Below are 17,385 nucleotides of genomic sequence, written 5' to 3'. Positions count from 1 at the left end.
CGACCTATTGTCTATTAACTTTAGCTACTCCTCTACAGAAACATCATAAGTTTTGCTAATAATTTGTGACTGCTCAATAATTACCTGCCCTTGCCACCTTTGGTGACTCATCGATACCGCTAATACGTAACGGTCTGGGTCAATATTTATAGAATCCAAAGACATAGGGTAATCAGATTCATAAGTATTACTCCATACCTCATCATACTTACCGTCAACATAATCGTAGAGGGCAACAGTCAGCTTAGGTAAGGGGCAATAATCGTTAAGTAGTTGACGTTTTTCGATCACCCATTGATCTTTAGATGCCCAACGAACTACTTGCTTCGCTTTAGCGTCACCAAGAACGATCCAAGAACTCCATGTCTCTTGATCTTTTGCTGTGATATCGAGTCGATACAGTCCCATTTGAACACGGCTATTCAAGTTATAACGCTTTTGATAGACCAGTTCTGGTTGCTCTAGGTCGATATCAGATGGCTTGATAAAGAACGAAGCATCTGTTGAAAGTGGTTTATCAACCCAACGTTTGAGGCTGATATCCTGAATTTCTTTTTTTGCTGACACCAAGACATTCGCTCTGTAAGCATCTCGACCAGGACTTTGGATATTACTGCGGCGAACGATGACAGAAGACACCCAGTCGGGTAACTGCTTATTGTCTAATGACTGACCACAGTCGGCCTCTAACGCTTGGATGAGAAGATCGTTTAGATGGTTTCTTATGGCAGGACTTTGATCTCTTTGAAAAACTTCAACCAAAGAGTTAAACATCCCGGGAAGGTTATCATTTAAGAGGTGTTGATGAGCTTGAGTGAGTGGTGTGTTTGCTTCAAACCACTCTACACTGTTAGCTGTGAAAGGTGTGCAAGCAAGCACACCTAACAAGACAAACGCTTTTCGCATTACGCTTTCATCTTATAGCCAACGCCACGTAGCGTTTCAATCTCTAAACCTGGTAGTTTTTGGCGCAGCTGCAGTACGTGAGTGTCGACTGTACGAGTTGTTGGGAAATGGTTGTAACCCCAAACATGATCTAACAGTTCGTCTCGAGTAAATACACGACCTAAATTACTTGCCAAAAACAAAAGAAGATCAAACTCGGTACGAGTCAAAGTTACAGATTGATCTTGGTAAAATACTTCACGTGTAGCTTTATCAATTACTAGGTGTTCGGTTACGACTTTAGAGTCATCCATTTCACCTGATTCTGGTAATCTTAATTGCGCGCGAATACGAGCGAATAGCTCAGCTTCTGCGAAAGGTTTCGTTAAGTAATCGTTCGCACCAGCATCTAGCCCTGTCACTTTGTCTTTCACGGTGACAAGTGCCGTAAGTAAGATTACAGGCACGTCTTTCAGTTTTTTCCACTCTACTAAGTGGCTAACAGAATCACCGTCAGGTAACTGTCGATCCAGAATGACCAAATCCGCAGACTCCCAGTGTTGACTTACTTCCGCAATGGTTTCTGCGTGCAAACATTCATATCCTGCTTGTTCTAAGCTGACTAATAAGCCATCTGCTAGGTTTTTATCGTCTTCAACAAGTAGCAGTGTCTGTTTCACAGGGTATCTCCAATATAAACGTTGTTGGTGGGCCCGCAAGAGTCATACTCCCGCCCATTCGGCCTACCATAGATTCTACAATAGTCAGTCCAAGTCCTAATCCGGCTTTACTCACAAACGGTTTTCTTAACTGTCTCCAGTCTTTATGCGTGAGTGACCCTTGGTCAATGACTTTAAATGTAATTCCATTACTTGCAGTTGTTACGTCGATCAAGACTGGCGCTACACCATATTTGACCGCGTTTCGAATCAAGTTATCAATACAAGTGCCGAGCCAATACACATTGAGCTTTGCAGCGACATCTTGATTGATCCTCAATTCAATATCTGCAGAAAATTCTTCCTCTACTTTAAATTCTAACCAATCTTTTACTGATGGTACCCAGCTGGTTGACAGAGGTTTGTTATCAGATTGCAAGTAATCCTTACTTGCTTCGGCTAATTGCCTTAATCTACGTGAATCTTCACACAATCTTCTGAACTCATCATAAACACTTTCAGGTAAACGCTCAAATTCTCGCCTAAAGCCTTCAACGGTTAGCGACAAACTTGCAATCGGTGTACGCAACTCATGAGTCAAAATCTGTAGAACGAGCATCCGGCTTTTCATTTCCTGACGCTTAGTGTTCCAGCGGTATATCGACCAACCTAACACCAGTAGAATGTTTGCGATTACCAGCACTACCATGCTGATACGTAGAATGTCGGAATGATCTTCTATATCCCAACAAATATTGCCACGCTGTACAAAACAGGTATTGCTTTCACTTGAAAGCGCATAGCTCAACCCTGCTTTACCGATGTTCGGGCGCCACGTTTTTGAATCAAAAACGTAGTATGCATCCCCTTTCTTTAGCCAAAGTTCACTTTGCTCAATGAACATATTCGCTCCCGATAGCAAAGCGGTAACACTTTCTGTGTTCATTTGCTGAATTCGGCCAAGTAATGTGTCCGAAGCTGCAGGCGGGCGCTCATTGATGTGCATGTATTTCTGAAGTGACTCAAACTTCTCTGGGAATTTCGTCGCATAACGGAATGCATATGTACCACCACCAGGGTGAATTAGCCCACTACGTGCAAACCAGCGGGTTGAAAGCTTGGTGCCTTTACAGACTGAACGAGTAAACACTAAAGGTTCAGTAATAAGTGGACTCAAAGGCAACTTTCCCGTACATGTTTGCGACAGTTTATAGAGTTTCTGAATATCTCTGAGTGGATATGCCGACGTTTGTGGCAGCATTGTGTCTGGTGTGATGAGACGTGTTGGGTATTCTGATTGGATAATTCGAATGTCGTACGACACTACCGCAGCACTATAGTCAAAAAGCCCGACAAAGTTATCGATCCTTTCTGGTAGTGAGTCGGCTTGAGCGCTCGCCGATAACAGGACGAAACCGCTCAAAAGATGTTTGAGTGCTTTAGCGAACAAAGTGAATAATCGTTAAATCAGTACGTTACAAAACTATAAATCATTCTCCCACAAATATACATGGATTATGTGATATCTAGGTCAATATTAGTTGAGTAGATATAAAAAAGGCTCGCATTAAGCGAGCCTATATAAATAATGCGTTTAATTACAGCGCTTTAGAAATTGCATCTACACTTTCTTTCGCATCACCAAACAGCATTTGAGTATTCTCTTTAAAGAATAATGGGTTTTGAACCCCAGCATAACCAGTATTCATTGAACGTTTGAACACAATAACATTCTGAGCATTCCACACTTCTAGCACTGGCATGCCCGCGATTGGGCTATTAGGATCTTCTAGTGCCGCTGGGTTAACCGTGTCGTTTGCACCGATAACAAGAACTGTATCAGTCTCAGGGAAATCATCATTGATTTCATCCATCTCTAGAACAATGTCGTATGGCACTTTTGCTTCCGCCAACAGAACGTTCATGTGACCCGGTAATCGACCGGCAACAGGGTGAATACCGAAGCGTACTTCAACCCCCTGAGCTCGTAGCTTCTCCGTAATTTCATGTACTGGGTATTGAGCTTGAGCAACCGCCATTCCATATCCAGGAGTAATAATTACAGACTTCGAACCCTTTAGCATCTCAGCGACTTCTTCCGCTGATGCTTCTCTGTGTTCGCCCTGCTCTTCATCGCCGTTTGAAACACTTACGTCTTGGCCAAAGCCACCCGCTATCACGCTGATGAAGGAGCGATTCATCGCTTTACACATAATGTAAGACAGAATTGCGCCAGATGAACCGACTAATGCCCCAGTTACGATGAGTAGATCGTTTGCAAGCATAAACCCAGCCGCTGCTGCTGCCCAGCCAGAGTATGAGTTAAGCATAGACACAACTACCGGCATGTCAGCGCCACCAATTGAGGCAACTAGGTGATACCCGAACACGAATGCGATAAGCGTCATGACAATCAACGCAAACATACTGCCATCAGCTTTAACAAAATAAGACAGTAAATAAGCCGAGACCAAAATCGCCGCTAAGTTCCATTTGTGTTTATGTGGAATGTTTAGCGCCGAAGAAGAGATGATTCCACGAAGCTTACCAAACGCTACAACAGAGCCGGTGAACGTAACCGCACCAATGAACACACCTAAGAACACTTCCACCAAATGGATTACGTGTTCTGCGTGGATATCCGCTGGGTTTACTGAAACCGCAGCAGGTGGATCGATATAGCTGTTATAACCAACAAGCACTGCGGCCATACCAACAAAGCTATGTAGTATCGCTACTAGCTCTGGCATTTCAGTCATTTCAACTTTTTTCGCGTAATGGATGCCAATACCGCCACCGATAACCATCGCAATAATGATCCAAACCACACCTTGTGAATCTGGGCCAAAAATAGTCGCTAATAGCGCAATGGCCATACCCGCGATGCCATAATAGTTACCTGAACGTGCCGACTCTTGCTTTGAAAGACCCGCTAAGCTCATGATAAAGAATACAGCAGCAACGATGTAAGCTGCTTGTACTAATCCTGCAGACATATGTTACTCCCTTAATCTTTACGGAACATTTCGAGCATTCGTTTGGTTACTGTAAAGCCACCAAAGATATTAATACTCGCAATTAAAACAGCGATAAACGAAAGAAAAGTGACAACGCCACTTCCTTGCCCTATCTGCAATAGTGCGCCGACAATAATAATTCCTGAGATTGCGTTAGTAACAGACATCAGCGGCGTATGCAGTGCATGGGTTACATTCCAAACTACGTAGTAACCAACCACACAAGCTAATACGAAAACCGTAAAGTGGCTTAAAAACGCAGCCGGTGCCACAGAAGCTACCCATGCAAAAGCGCTTATACCCGCAGCTACCGCTACAAGCTTTTTGATCGTAGATTTAGGCTCTTCTACCTTAGTCTCTGCTTGCTTTGGAGGCTCTGCTTTTGCCTGTGGTTGAGCAGAAACTTGTATCGGCGGAGCTGGCCAAGTAACTTCCCCTTCTTTAACGACCGTGACACCGCGCAATACAACATCTTCAAAATCGATATTAATATTGCCGTCTTTTTCTTTACACAGCAGTTTCAGTAGGTTGACGATATTGGTGGCATACAGCTGGGAAGATTGGGTAGGTAAACGACCGACCATATCGGTGTAACCGACAATTTTAACGCCGTTATCAGTGGTAATGACTTTATCGGCAACGGTGTACTCACAGTTACCACCGTTTGCAGCCGCTAAGTCAACAATGACCGAACCGGCTTTCATGCTGTCTACCATTTCTTTGGTAATTAGCTTTGGTGCTGGACGACCTGGGATCAAAGCTGTAGTGATAATGATATCTACGTCTTTAGCTTGCGCGGCGTACAACTCTTCCGCTTTCTTATTGAAAGCATCTGACATTTCTTTTGCATAGCCATCGCCGGCGCCCGTGTCTTCTTCGAAATCAACTTCTAAGAATTCTGCGCCCATAGATTGAACTTGTTCTTTCACTTCTGGACGGACATCAAAAGCCCTAACGATCGCACCCAAGCTACCTGCTGCACCAATGGCAGCAAGCCCTGCGACGCCAGCTCCAGCTACAAGAACTTTGGCTGGTGGAACCTTACCAGCAGCGGTGATTTGCCCCGTGAAGAAACGGCCAAACTCGTGAGCTGCTTCTACAACCGCACGATAACCTGCAATGTTTGCCATGGAAGACAAGGCATCTAACGCTTGCGCACGAGAAATTCGTGGTACCGCGTCCATAGCCATTACATTGATGTTTTTGCTAGAAAGTTGTTCCATCAATTCAGGGTTTTGCGCTGGCCAGATAAAACTAATAAGACTTGCACCCTCATTTAGCAATGCAATCTCATCGGTTTCACCATCCACGACAGGCGCATTCACTTTAAGAATTAGTTCCGAGTTCCAAACTTCTTCTTTAGTGACTATTTTTGCACCCGCCGTTTCATAGGCTGCGTTTTCAAAACTTGCAAGCTCACCGGCTTGCGATTCTATTGAGACTTCAAATCCCAACTTTATTAACTGCTCCACCGATTTTGGTGAGGCAGCCACTCGCGTTTCTCCAGCGAGTACTTCTCTAGGTACACCAATTTGCATAGCTATTCCTTGACTATTGGCACAATGACTACTCTGTTTTTATCGAACGGATGTTTTAACTTCAAGCACTTTGTAATAAAAATACTAAAAATCATTACATATAACCGTAAGTAATGATTGAATTAGTAATTTCAGGCCGTAAAAAAACAACATATGTCGCCAGCCTTACTGGTCTTACCAGATTAAAATATAGCGTTTGATAACAGACACTTACTAAAGCTTTTTATAAAAAAAGAGCCATCAGCATAAAGGCTAATGGCTCTGGTATTTATGATGTTAATCAAGTTGAGGGGCAACTAATTGAAAATGCTGTCACCCATTTGGTCAATCAACATTTGTGATTTTTTAAGCATAAGTTCGTCAGCGTCATCTTTGCTAGACAATACATCAGATCGAATAAATCGATGAGTTTTCAGTTCACCATCAATCTCTTTCGTAATTTGACCAGCTACCCGGTACTGACCACTTTCAGAAATAGAATTTTGGTAAATAAGACACCCTTTATATTCTACTGGTTCTATGACAGGTTCAGGCTTCGGTTCGGATTTGCCAAAAAGGCGTGAAAAAAGTCCCACTTATACTTTCCTCTATACTTCGTTTTTCTTTTGTATTAACGGCTTTTCAAACCACTCAAGTTCAACGTCATCGTCAAAACGCGGTTGACTGAAAACGATTGGTATATCGTCACTACGGTCTTTTCTGCGATCATCGATGATCATGATCTCCGCTGTTTCTACCGCTGTTTTGGTATATTGCTTGAGAATAACAAGACGAGTCTCAGGCAAAGCGGATAAAAAATCGATATCGTGGCGAATATAAATTGGCCTTAATTGGCTAAGCGCCAAGCAAGCTAAATCCGCCAATTGACCATGATCGTATTTATTAACATATTGGTCTTTGGCGAGCTCATGACCTACTAGGGTTTCCATATAGTTATGGACATCTACGCTAATCTGCATTCAAAGACTCCTTGTCAACACATCAACAACTAATTTCATGGTTAACTTACCCTGCCAAGTCAATGACAACAAGTTCACTTGGTCAAATTTGGGGCTAGTTACAATATGACTCTATTATTCATTCATTAGTTTAGCAAAAAGCTTGGCAATTCAGTAAATCAAAGTATCCTATTACTTGTATAGTATAAAAAAAGTCGTCTACTACGACATGGAAAAAAATTTCATCAATGTCTCCATCAATTATCACGTCAAATTGGTTTAGATTTTCATTCCCATTGTTGCTAGCTGCAGTACTTGGGTTTGGAATGAATAACGTGATTTCAGTAACTCAAGCAAACCTTGGTATCGCAATGAACCTGCCTACGGTTCTTTTCCTTACTGCGATCATATTAGGACATACGTTCAACCAGAGTCGATGCTCAATGGTCGCTCTAGCAATGCTCATCACCTACAGCTTGATTCAGTATCGATTGCAAACCTCATTATCAACGGGCACAACATTGCTAGAGCTGTCCTTAATGAGTGTGCTACTCCCCATTGCCTGCTTACTTACATACGCATTCAAAGATTCAAACATTCTAACATTCTAACATTCTAACACGCACTTTTATCTACTATTGTGCAGTACTATTGATGTTCATCGCGTGGTCGTATCTTATTCTCCAACACTTTGCCTCTGGCGGGTTTGATAACTTTATCGATGATTTACTGTTCTCGGTACCTCAGGTCTCTAAGCTTCCTTTTGTGTTGGTACTCTATCTGATCGCATTATCTGGTATCACCGCGATTCTCGTACTCAAAAATAATCGTATCGCCGACGTGGTTGTTTATTCAGCGATTGTCACGGCTAGTTGTACATTTATCTTCTTCCACGTTCCTTATGTTTCAAGCACCATGTTCAGCCTTTCCGGTGTATTACTGCTGGTTTACCTTGTTTCGGCGAGCCACGAACTTGCGTTTAACGACAGTCTAACTGGCATTCCTGGTCGCCATGCACTTGAAATGGATCTCAAACACTTGGGACGTAAATACAGTATCGCAATGCTAGACGTAGACCATTTTAAATCGTTTAACGACACGTACGGACACGACACAGGAGACGATGTGTTGAAATTAGTCGCAAGTCGCTTAGCACTTATTACTGGGCGAGCCAAAGTGTACCGTTATGGGGGCGAAGAGTTTACCGCGATATTTAAAGGTAAGTATGTTGATGAAGTATTAGATCATTTAGAACTACTTCGAGTTGATATTGAAGAGTATGAAATGTCGCTGCGTAACATCGCTTCTAGACCAAAAAGTGATGTTGATGGGACTAAAAAACGCGGTAAAGCTAAGAAAACAGATACCGTCAACATTACCATCAGTATCGGTGTGGCTGATTCCACAACTGACAACAAACCGGAGTCAGTGATCAAAGCCGCAGATAAAGCGCTCTATAAAGCGAAGCAAACCGGACGAAATAAGGTAGCGTATTAGGATTAGTTGTACTAGCTCAGTCCTGATTGAAGAATAGAACGATACTTCCGCCTTTTAGGGCGCTACCATAATTGAAGTTGAGGCCGATACCTATGTTTTCTATCCATTCGGATTCAAACGGCGGCGTCATGAGCCAACCCACTGCGGCTTCATAATAGTAATGAGTACCAAATGGATCTGCAGTATCAGCCCCAAGATCGATCCGCCTTAAACTACTGTAAACAGACTGTACAGCCCTTCCCCAGCGGTCAAAATTGTACTTAGCGGTCACCTCATTTGCGATGTACCACCCCTCAGGATTGCCGACATCACCATGGTTGGCTTCTCCCCAACCATAGCCATAAAAATAGTGCCAAGTAGAGTTGACGTTCCAAGAACCCCAGTCTTTGTCTTTATGATATTTAAGCTTTATGGACGGTTCGTAAATATTGGCCCAAGCATTCGTATTGACCAAGACACCATCAATTGCAGGTTTAATTGAGTTAAAGAAATCACTCTTATAATCGAAGTCATTCTTGTAGTACATCAGGTGTGTACCTAATGAAGGCGTTAGCGACCAGCTCTCAGTAATTTGGTATTGATATCGATAGGCGACGTAACCGGAAAGCACCGTGTCTTTTTGCTGATCGGAGAATTCTGTTCCAAGAACTTCAACATTTTGCTCTGAGACAAACGCGGCAAGTCGAGTAACTAAAAAGTGTTTATGAGTTGCACCTTCTTCACTCAACTCAAACGTTATTGGTAGCGTACTGACCGTAATTTGCTTACGTAAACTTAGCGATTCATCAGAGCCTATTTGTTCATTTTCTAGGTTAAACCATTCATTAGGGTCAAAATCATGAATACCGAATGTTACAACGTCACTATCCATTAAGATGACAGCTGCCGAGAAGGTTTTTTCAAGGTGTTTTTCAAAAGCAGGAGAACCCTGCGCCCAAGCAGGGTGAACAATTAGGCTAGACGTCAACACTATAGCGGTGGTGCTACCCTTGAAGCGCATTTATCCCTCATTAATATGCAATTGAAACAACTAACGCCTTGGATTCTAACCCAAATTCAATTCTGAAATAAGAGATTTGTTTACCTAATCATCACTACTGATTAGACTGAATCACTTATCACAAAACAGTTGCGCCCTTGGTGTTTCGCTTTGTACAGCGCTTCATCTGCATAGTTGTAGACGTCACTTATGCTCTCTTTTCCGGTAGGGACAAAACCACACACACCCTGTGACACCGTCACGTAACCCAACCCTTGGTTGTAGTCATGTGGATAATGCATATCCTTCATAGCTACTAGTATACGGTCTGCCGCCATTTCTGCTGCCTCTCGGTCGGTATGACTGAGGATAACTACAAACTCTTCACCACCGTACCGTCCAACATACTCACCACTTCGCCCAAATAAATTTTTCGTAACTTCAGCCAATGCAATCAAACATTTATCGCCTTCAATATGACCGTAGTTATCATTAAAAGGTTTGAAGTTGTCGACATCGAGTAAGATTAACGACATAGGCAATTTGTGCCGACCATGCCAGCTGAGCATTTCGGCTAATTTCTCATCCATAAATCGACGATTGAAGAGTTTCGTTAACCCATCTTCATTGACTTGTTGCTGCAGTGCATCATTAAGCTCTTCGAGTTTTGCGGAAGCGCGTTTGAGTTCTCGCCTCATGTGGGCAATACGCTGCATTGCAATGAGCTTTGAGTTGAGTACGAGCTTATCGACAGGTTTAGTAAGATAGTCATCTCCACCAGCATCAATCGCTTTCGCAATCATGCTTGGTTCTTCATGGCTACTAAGAAAAATAATAGGAATCCAATCTGGATAAAGGCGGCGGATTTCTTGAGAAACTTCAAAGCCGTTCATATCCGGCATTGTAATATCAAGCAGAACCAGTTCTGGATCAAACTGGCTGTAGATGTCTAACGCTTCACGACCACTTCCTACGGACTCAACCATATGGCCCAATTGTTTAAGCCTGATAGCAAGTTGCATCCGATCCATTTGAACATCATCGACAAGTAATATCCTCATAGAGGAACCATTAACCGACATATTTGCTCCTATTAAATTGCTCTCATATGACTTATAGCACTTCATTCACTATATTTCACGAGTTAATTGATAGAGTTATGTGGACTTGATACCATATCCAACTAGCATTACGTTTTTATATAAAGAGATAAAGTCATGTCTGACGAACAACAAGTTGAACAACAGAAAGTCGACTTAGCAACTGTTTCACCTGAGCTACGCCAGGTTATCGAGTTTGACCAAGTACCAGAAGCGATGCACTTTATGGTGACTTCTATTCACGAAGTATCAGAAGAAGCGGTTCGTGAAGCATGGGATTCATTGCCAGCAAGTGCTCAAAATGTGTTAGATAACTTTGAACAGTTTCACGCACTCATTTCAGTAAGCCAAGCTTTTGCAGGTGTGAACGTAATGGAAGAGTTTCCTACCCTACAGTTGCCTGAAGGTATGACGGACGAAGATAAAGAAGCTTACCGCTCTACATTACTTGACCAAGTACTACACAACTGTGTGAAAGATATGGTCAAGCAGATCAAGAAAGCTCGCCGAGACGCAATTTTAAAGAAAGATTTCAAAGAAGTTTTCTTAAAATAATGTGCCTATGCATTATCACATAATGTATAAAGTCGCACCGTTTGGTGCGACTTTTTTATTCTGGCCCTTAAAACACATCGGGCCAAAGCTTAGATAACTCTAAATGCTCTTCAATCGCGTCAGCAATACGCTCAATGGCTTGTTCATTGCGCTGTTGGTGATCGAATGTCTCGATATCTTTAACACCAGCCCACTCACTAACCAACCTAACAACTTCTTGATTGTCGAAGAATCCATGTAAATAGGTGCCTAGGATTTGTTTACAATCTGACACGGCTCCGTCTGGTGTGCCATTGGTCAGTTGAATTGGAGATGTGTTATTCGTTTTAGTGCGGCCTACATGAATTTCGTAACCAGAAACTAAAATGCTTTCACTGTTGAACGTAAACATACCTTCAACATTGGATAAACGTTTTTCCCCAGTAAGCACGGTTGTTACCGGCAGCAAACCTAAACCATCCGAAGCCCCTGCAACACCCTCAACACCATCAGGGTCAGAAATAGACTCTCCGAGCATTTGGTATCCACCGCATATACCGATCACCTTACCGCCATAGCGTAAGTGCTTTAAGATATCATTATCCCAACCTTGCCGGCGTAGGTACTCTAAATCAGAGCGAACAGACTTCGTCCCTGGCAAGATGATGATATCCGCATTGTCTAATCGCTCACCTTTACCGACATAGCGAAAGTTGATTTGAGGATGCAAACGAAGTGCATCAAAATCTGTATGATTGCTGATTCTCGTAAACACAGGCACGACTACATTAAGTTTTGCTTGTTCATCTACATTTTGAACAGCAGAAATAGCGTCTTCAGCATCTAAATTAAACCCATGCAAATATGGAAGTACGCCAATCACAGGCTTACCCGTTTTAGCCTCCAACCAATCCAAGCCCGATTGCAACAGTCCGATATCTCCACGAAAGCGATTAATGACAAAGCCTTTCACTCTGTTTTGTTCAGACTCAGAGAGTAACTCTAAGGTGCCATACAGGTGAGCAAACACACCACCACGATCAATATCCGCAACGATGATAACGGGTACATCTGCTTCTTCGGCAAACCCCATGTTCGCAATGTCGTTTGCTCTCAGGTTTATTTCCGCTGAGCTCCCTGCTCCCTCTATCACCACGCTTTGATATTCTTCGTCGAGCCTTGTATATGAGTCCATCACTGTGTTTAACGCCACTTTTTTGTAGTCATGGTAACTCTGCGCTTCCATATCAGTAATGGCTTTACCTTGCAGTATGACTTGCGCCCCGGTGTCAGAGCATGGCTTGAGCAGCACTGGATTCATGTGAACAGTTGGTTCAACACAACAAGCCTGCGCCTGCACTGCCTGTGCACGTCCAATCTCGCCGCCGTCTTTTGTGACCGCACTATTCAACGCCATATTCTGCGGTTTAAAAGGGGCGACCTTTATCCCTTTTCTGTACAACACGCGGCATAACCCTGCCACCAAAACGCTCTTTCCAGCATCTGAAGTGGTGCCTTGTACCATCAAGGGTGAAATTTTTTTAATCATTAGAGTTTACCAATCTCGTGTTTTGCAGATTTATGCTAATAGAAGCGCTTTAATAACGAGAATTATATCAAGCCCAAAAACGAATTGTTGAGCTTATTCATAGCGTCGCACGTTGTAATCATTGGTCTTACTCGAGTTTTTTGTCTCTTCGTCACGACAATAAGTGAACGGAAAATGAATGTCTTAATCAGTATTAGTTCAATTTGGCAGTGCTTTAATACAACCATCGAAACGAACACAGTCATAAGGACAAACACCATGAAAAAAACAATCATTGCTACAGCCGCGGCACTAGTTCTTCTTCCAACACTTGCACTAGCCGGCAACGACAACCACAAACAAGAGTCTGTTATTAAGTTTAACGGCCCGGTAGATGTTGTCACTGTGCAGTCGTTACTTGAAGATACCAGTATGTTCACAGAACGTGATGTAGTAGTAGAAGGAACGCTAGTAAGACAGGTGCGCAAAGATACGTTCATCTTCAGCGATGGCCAAGCAGAGATCCAAGTCGAGTTAGACGATGATATCCACTTAGATACTGCGCTAGACACTACGACAAAATTGCGATTATTTGGCGAATATGAGGGTGGAAATACGCCAGAAATCGAAGTAGACCACATTCAAGTCATGTAAATAGTTGAAAGACTGATAAGTAACAGCAACAATTGATAGTATTAATGGCCTGCATTTTGCAGGCCTTTTTGCAATACGTCAAAATACTATCGATACACATAGACTTCGGAGTGTCCATGTTTCGTAAAATTCCAGCTGTAGGGCTGTTTAGCTTATCGCTTTTATTACCGCTATCTGCTCAAGCTAACAACTTCAATTACAATTACTTTGAAGTGAGGACTTCTTTCTCTCCTGAGGTCGTAGGTGCAGAGTTCAGCACATTCCTAACAGAAAACTCACACGTTGTTGCACGAGTTGACTCACAATTTGATAGCGACTGGGATGCTGCTGTAGGGGTGGGTTTCAACGGGCCAGTAGGTCAATTCGCTGATGTTTATGGGCAATTCCTTGTGCACCATATTAACTATACAGAGCGAGGTTCTAACGATACCGATATTGAAGCAGAGTTCAATATCGGAGGGCGTTTGTGGCTAGCAGAACAACTTGAGCTTACAGCTCGACTAGGTAAACTCGGGGATAGTTCTGTGTTTCATGCAGGAGCGCGCTTCCACTCAACTCAGCAACTTTCTCTTTCTGCTGAAGCTCGTAACAATGGTATCCACGGCCCTCAAATTACGATGTCTGTTCGTTTTCAATACTGAGCATTGTTTTTGCCTGTAATGCAAAGCCATCAATATAGCTATCTGATGGCTCTTTTATGCTCTTACGATTAGTCGCCTAGGGACCAGCTCGACCCCTGGCACATAGCGTTTAGATGCCGCATTAAGCGCAAGCGCTAACGCGCTATCAGCGATAACTTCAAATTGCTGCGGTAAAGAGTTGATCTTTATAGGCAGAAAGTCCAACAAACGGTTATCACCAAACGTAGCCAGTTTTACTCGCCCCATAAGTTCGGGTTTCTCCGACAATACGTCCAATACACCTTCAAGCAAAGTATATGATGTGGTGATGAGCGCATCTGGAATTTCGCCGTCTTCTACCCAACAAGAAAACAGTGCTTTTCCTTCTTCACGGTTAAAATGATTGCCATACGCCACTTTATGTAGTTTTCCTGCCTGCTGTACCGCAGATTCAAACCCGAGCTCTCGTTCCTTTGAAATCGTCAGCTCAGGAAGCGCACCAATTAGCCCGACACTAGTGACGCTGTCACGCATCAGCGACTGAGTCAAATCGTTCGCAGCACCAAAGTCTTCGCTAATCACACAGGAAAAATGTTCATCATCTAAAGGGCGGTCAATGGCAATAACAGGTGTACCTGATTTTTGCATCGTTAGGTAAAATTCGCTCCCTTCCGGGATCGCACTAGCAACAAATAATGCATCTATTCTTCGGCTAACCAACGCATGAGCAACCGTCTTTTCTGTTTCCGGGTCATCATCCGAGCAAGCAATTAAAATTTGGTAACCTGCTGAACGTGAGTTCTGCTCTAACAACTTTGCTAAACGCGCGTAACTGGTGTTTTCCAGATCGGGAATGATTAAGCCAAAAGAGCGACTTTGCCCTGCTCTCAAAGCACTTGCGGCATGGTCGGGTTTGTAGTCATGCGCTTCTACCACGGCCATTACTTTTTGCTGAGTTTTCTCGCTGATTCTATATTTCTGAGCTTTACCATTAATGACATAGCTTGCCGTAGTTTTGGATACTCCAGCAAGTTTCGCTATTTCATCTAGTGTCATATCAACAGCCTTAATCTGTGCAGTGGATCATAATTAGCCACTCGTGATCATTCTAATATTTGCATTATATGCTGAATCCATTCAGCATAAAAGCTGAAAGGATTCAGCAAGCGTTATTTGTGAACTGAAACAAGAGATATCACTCATAGCTGTGTTTTGTTTTATGAATAATGATTTTTGAATTTTTTTTGCCCTTTTGCTGAAACGATTCAGCAAAATATCAATTGGCGTTTCCGAATAAACAGAGGTAAGCATGCTTACACTAAAAGAATCAGACATTACATTGAACCAAGCTTTCGATAACAAGACGAAAGCGATAGAGAGCATTGCCCAACAGTTAAGCTCATCTGAACTTGTGGCGAGTGGTTATGTACAAGGAATGCTTCAACGCGAACAGCAAAACTCAACCTACTTAGGTAATGGCATCGCGATTCCACACGGCACCACCGACACTCGCGATTTAGTCAATAAGACCGGTGTAGCAATCCACCACTACCCTAAAGGTGTTGAATGGGGAGATGGAAACACCGTTTATGTAGCGATTGGTATTGCCGCTAAATCCGATGAGCATTTGTCGATTTTGAAACAGCTAACTAAAGTCCTTGCATCAGATGGCGTCGAATCAAAGCTTAAAAGCGCGAATACTAAACAAGACATCATCGCCGTATTAACCGGGCAAGCTCAGCTTGAATTCGATTTTGATGCATCTCTAATCCAAACGCTTTTCCCTGCAAGCGACATGCTTCAGATGTGTGCGGTAGCCGGTGGATTACTAAAAAATAGTGGCAATGCCGGTGCTGAGTTTGTCGCAGATATCATCACTAAGTCACCAACCAGCTTAGGTAAAGGGTTATGGCTTGCTAGTTCAAACAGTTCGGTTTCACGTACGGGGATGTCCGTTGTTACTACTGCCAACGACTGTCAATACGAAGGACAGCCAGTTAAAGGGCTTATTGCTTTTGCTGCCTGTAATGACAGCCACTTACCGGCCCTAAATAAATTAACTACTCTCATTGCGCAAGGTAAACAAAGCGTCTTACTGGATTCAACTCCAGAACAGCTTATCTCTCTATTTAAGTCTGAGCAGTTACAAGCAGATGTTAGCTCTTCAGACCAAGCAAATAGCGCTGGAAATACTGCCGTATTTGCGATCAAAAACGCCCACGGACTGCACGCCCGTCCAGGTGCAATGTTGGTAGCAGAAGCTAAGAAGTTTGAAAGTGATATTCGTGTATCTAACTTGGACTCCGAAAGTAGCCCTGTTAACGCCAAAAGCCTAATGAAAGTAATCGCTCTTGGTGTAAAACACGGTCATAAACTTCAGTTTTCCGCGATAGGTTCAGATGCTGAACAAGCCTTGGTCGCAATTGGTAAAGTAATCGAATCAGGCCTTGGTGAGGGTTAATTCAATGACGAATAAAGTTGTTACTATCACCCTAAATCCAGCACTCGACCTTACAGGAAGCCTATCAAGGCTGAATATCGGAGAAGTAAGCCTAGTAGAATCTAGTGACTTTCACGCAGCAGGCAAGGGGGTCAACGTAGCGCAAGTACTTTCCGACCTAGGTGCCGAAGTCACCGTTACCGGTTTTCTAGGCCAAGATAACCAAGAACTGTTTACCAAACTGTTCAATGAAATGAATGCGATTGACGCATTCGTTCGAGTTGAAGGATCGACGCGTATCAATGTCAAACTGGTTGAGCAAAATGGTTCAGTAAGCGACATCAACTTCCCGGGAATGAACGTAAGTGCGCAAGCCATCGAAGATTTCGATAAACAGCTTAATGCGTTGATGCAAGACCACGACTTCTTCGTGTTAGCTGGCAGCGCTCCAAAAGGCGTCACGACTGAGCATATCAATGGATGGATTCACACACTAAGGTCGGCTGGAAAGAAAGTCATCTTCGACAGTAGCCGTAATGCACTTGTTGAAGGAGTGAAAGCGAAACCTTGGATGATAAAACCCAATGAACATGAACTCTCTGATTTAGTGGGTTCCCCACTCCATAGCCGGCAGGACTGCCTGAATGCCGCAAACACTCTAACCCAAAGTGGCATAGATAATATTGTCGTTTCTATGGGCGAGCATGGTGTGACTTGGCTTGCTGACAACATTCACCTCAGTGCTAAACCGCCAAGAATGGACGTTGTAAGCACCGTCGGTGCCGGTGACACGCTGGTAGCTGGCTTTTGCTGGGGTCAAATGCAATCAATGCCAGCTAAGGAACTACTTAGCTTCGCTACAGCCTTGTCGGCTCATGCAGTTGAACAAATCGGCGTTGGTGCAAAATCAACAGCGCGTATCAAACAAATACAACAACAAGTAGAGCTTATATCGCTATCTACAGAAGAAACAAATCAGGACTAAAGGTATAGACT

Annotated in this window: 16 protein-coding genes and 1 pseudogene; 6 read left to right on the top strand and 11 right to left on the bottom strand. The window is 43.2% G+C overall.

Features of this window, described 5'->3' with window-relative positions; translation table 11 throughout:
• Nucleotides 1–24: 24 nt before the first annotated feature.
• The 7 genes from ACXABW_RS16610 to ACXABW_RS16580 all read right to left on the bottom strand — a co-directional run bounded on the left by ACXABW_RS16610 (nucleotide 25) and on the right by ACXABW_RS16580 (nucleotide 7,058).
• Nucleotides 25–906: a DUF2861 family protein gene (locus ACXABW_RS16610; protein ID WP_457526297.1), complete on the bottom strand. Its 882-nt coding sequence runs from the start codon at nucleotides 904–906 to the stop codon at nucleotides 25–27.
• Nucleotides 906–1,565 (bottom strand): response regulator transcription factor VxrB, encoded by a 660-nt coding sequence (gene vxrB, locus ACXABW_RS16605; protein ID WP_252034058.1) that lies wholly within the window; start codon nucleotides 1,563–1,565, stop codon nucleotides 906–908. Before vxrB ends, ACXABW_RS16610 begins: the two co-directional genes overlap by 1 nt.
• Nucleotides 1,540–2,994 (bottom strand): sensor histidine kinase VxrA, encoded by a 1,455-nt coding sequence (gene vxrA / locus ACXABW_RS16600; RefSeq protein ID WP_457526295.1) that lies wholly within the window; start codon nucleotides 2,992–2,994, stop codon nucleotides 1,540–1,542. Before vxrA ends, vxrB begins: the two co-directional genes overlap by 26 nt.
• A gap of 148 nt (nucleotides 2,995–3,142) precedes the next feature.
• Nucleotides 3,143–4,540 (bottom strand): Re/Si-specific NAD(P)(+) transhydrogenase subunit beta, encoded by a 1,398-nt coding sequence (gene pntB, locus ACXABW_RS16595; protein ID WP_457526293.1) that lies wholly within the window; start codon nucleotides 4,538–4,540, stop codon nucleotides 3,143–3,145.
• A gap of 11 nt (nucleotides 4,541–4,551) precedes the next feature.
• Complete coding sequence (locus ACXABW_RS16590; RefSeq protein ID WP_457526291.1) at nucleotides 4,552–6,099, bottom strand: Re/Si-specific NAD(P)(+) transhydrogenase subunit alpha; 1,548 nt, start codon at nucleotides 6,097–6,099, stop codon at nucleotides 4,552–4,554.
• Nucleotides 6,100–6,395: 296 nt separating this feature from the next.
• Nucleotides 6,396–6,674, bottom strand: a complete 279-nt coding sequence (locus ACXABW_RS16585; protein WP_457526290.1) for an HlyU domain-containing protein — start codon at nucleotides 6,672–6,674, stop codon at nucleotides 6,396–6,398.
• A 12-nt stretch (nucleotides 6,675–6,686) separates the two neighbouring features.
• On the bottom strand, nucleotides 6,687–7,058 hold the full coding sequence (locus tag ACXABW_RS16580; protein ID WP_252034051.1) for a late competence development ComFB family protein: 372 nt from the start codon (nucleotides 7,056–7,058) through the stop codon (nucleotides 6,687–6,689).
• 227 nt (nucleotides 7,059–7,285) lie between these two features.
• On the opposite strand from ACXABW_RS16580, the pseudogene ACXABW_RS16575 reads away from it, so the two are divergent.
• Nucleotides 7,286–8,534 (top strand): annotated as a pseudogene (locus ACXABW_RS16575) (GGDEF domain-containing protein).
• 16 nt (nucleotides 8,535–8,550) lie between these two features.
• On the opposite strand, the gene ACXABW_RS16570 reads toward ACXABW_RS16575, so the two are convergent.
• Entirely contained in the window at nucleotides 8,551–9,534 is a 984-nt protein-coding gene (locus ACXABW_RS16570; protein WP_457526287.1) for a Solitary outer membrane autotransporter beta-barrel domain, read from the bottom strand.
• A gap of 101 nt (nucleotides 9,535–9,635) precedes the next feature.
• A complete protein-coding gene (locus tag ACXABW_RS16565; protein ID WP_252034045.1) occupies nucleotides 9,636–10,595 on the bottom strand; it encodes a GGDEF domain-containing response regulator in 960 nt (319 codons plus the stop codon).
• Nucleotides 10,596–10,730: 135 nt separating this feature from the next.
• Here ACXABW_RS16565 and ACXABW_RS16560 point away from each other — a divergent pair, with 135 nt between their 5' ends.
• Entirely contained in the window at nucleotides 10,731–11,168 is a 438-nt protein-coding gene (locus ACXABW_RS16560) for a DUF3069 domain-containing protein (RefSeq protein ID WP_252034043.1), read from the top strand.
• 67 nt (nucleotides 11,169–11,235) lie between these two features.
• Here the strand turns inward: ACXABW_RS16560 and ACXABW_RS16555 are convergent, their stop codons facing one another.
• Nucleotides 11,236–12,696, bottom strand: coding sequence for a cobyric acid synthase (locus ACXABW_RS16555; protein ID WP_457526284.1), 1,461 nt, complete (start codon nucleotides 12,694–12,696; stop codon nucleotides 11,236–11,238).
• A 258-nt stretch (nucleotides 12,697–12,954) separates the two neighbouring features.
• On the opposite strand from ACXABW_RS16555, the gene ACXABW_RS16550 reads away from it, so the two are divergent.
• Together ACXABW_RS16550 and ACXABW_RS16545 are read left to right on the top strand one after the other, a co-directional pair.
• Entirely contained in the window at nucleotides 12,955–13,329 is a 375-nt protein-coding gene (locus ACXABW_RS16550) for a YgiW/YdeI family stress tolerance OB fold protein (protein WP_252034040.1), read from the top strand.
• A 116-nt stretch (nucleotides 13,330–13,445) separates the two neighbouring features.
• Complete coding sequence (locus tag ACXABW_RS16545) at nucleotides 13,446–13,970, top strand: hypothetical protein (protein ID WP_457526282.1); 525 nt, start codon at nucleotides 13,446–13,448, stop codon at nucleotides 13,968–13,970.
• A gap of 54 nt (nucleotides 13,971–14,024) precedes the next feature.
• On the opposite strand, the gene cra is transcribed toward ACXABW_RS16545, so the two are convergent.
• Entirely contained in the window at nucleotides 14,025–15,005 is a 981-nt protein-coding gene (gene cra, locus ACXABW_RS16540; protein WP_457526280.1) for a catabolite repressor/activator, read from the bottom strand.
• 253 nt (nucleotides 15,006–15,258) lie between these two features.
• On the opposite strand from cra, the gene fruB reads away from it, so the two are divergent.
• Nucleotides 15,259–16,410, top strand: a complete 1,152-nt coding sequence (gene fruB / locus ACXABW_RS16535; protein ID WP_457526278.1) for a fused PTS fructose transporter subunit IIA/HPr protein — start codon at nucleotides 15,259–15,261, stop codon at nucleotides 16,408–16,410.
• A 4-nt stretch (nucleotides 16,411–16,414) separates the two neighbouring features.
• Nucleotides 16,415–17,374: a 1-phosphofructokinase gene (pfkB, locus tag ACXABW_RS16530; RefSeq protein ID WP_457526276.1), complete on the top strand. Its 960-nt coding sequence runs from the start codon at nucleotides 16,415–16,417 to the stop codon at nucleotides 17,372–17,374.
• Nucleotides 17,375–17,385: the final 11 nt, after the last annotated feature.

This window comes from Vibrio paucivorans (genome assembly GCF_054053395.1).
This window is presented reverse-complemented; position numbering and strand designations above follow the sequence as displayed.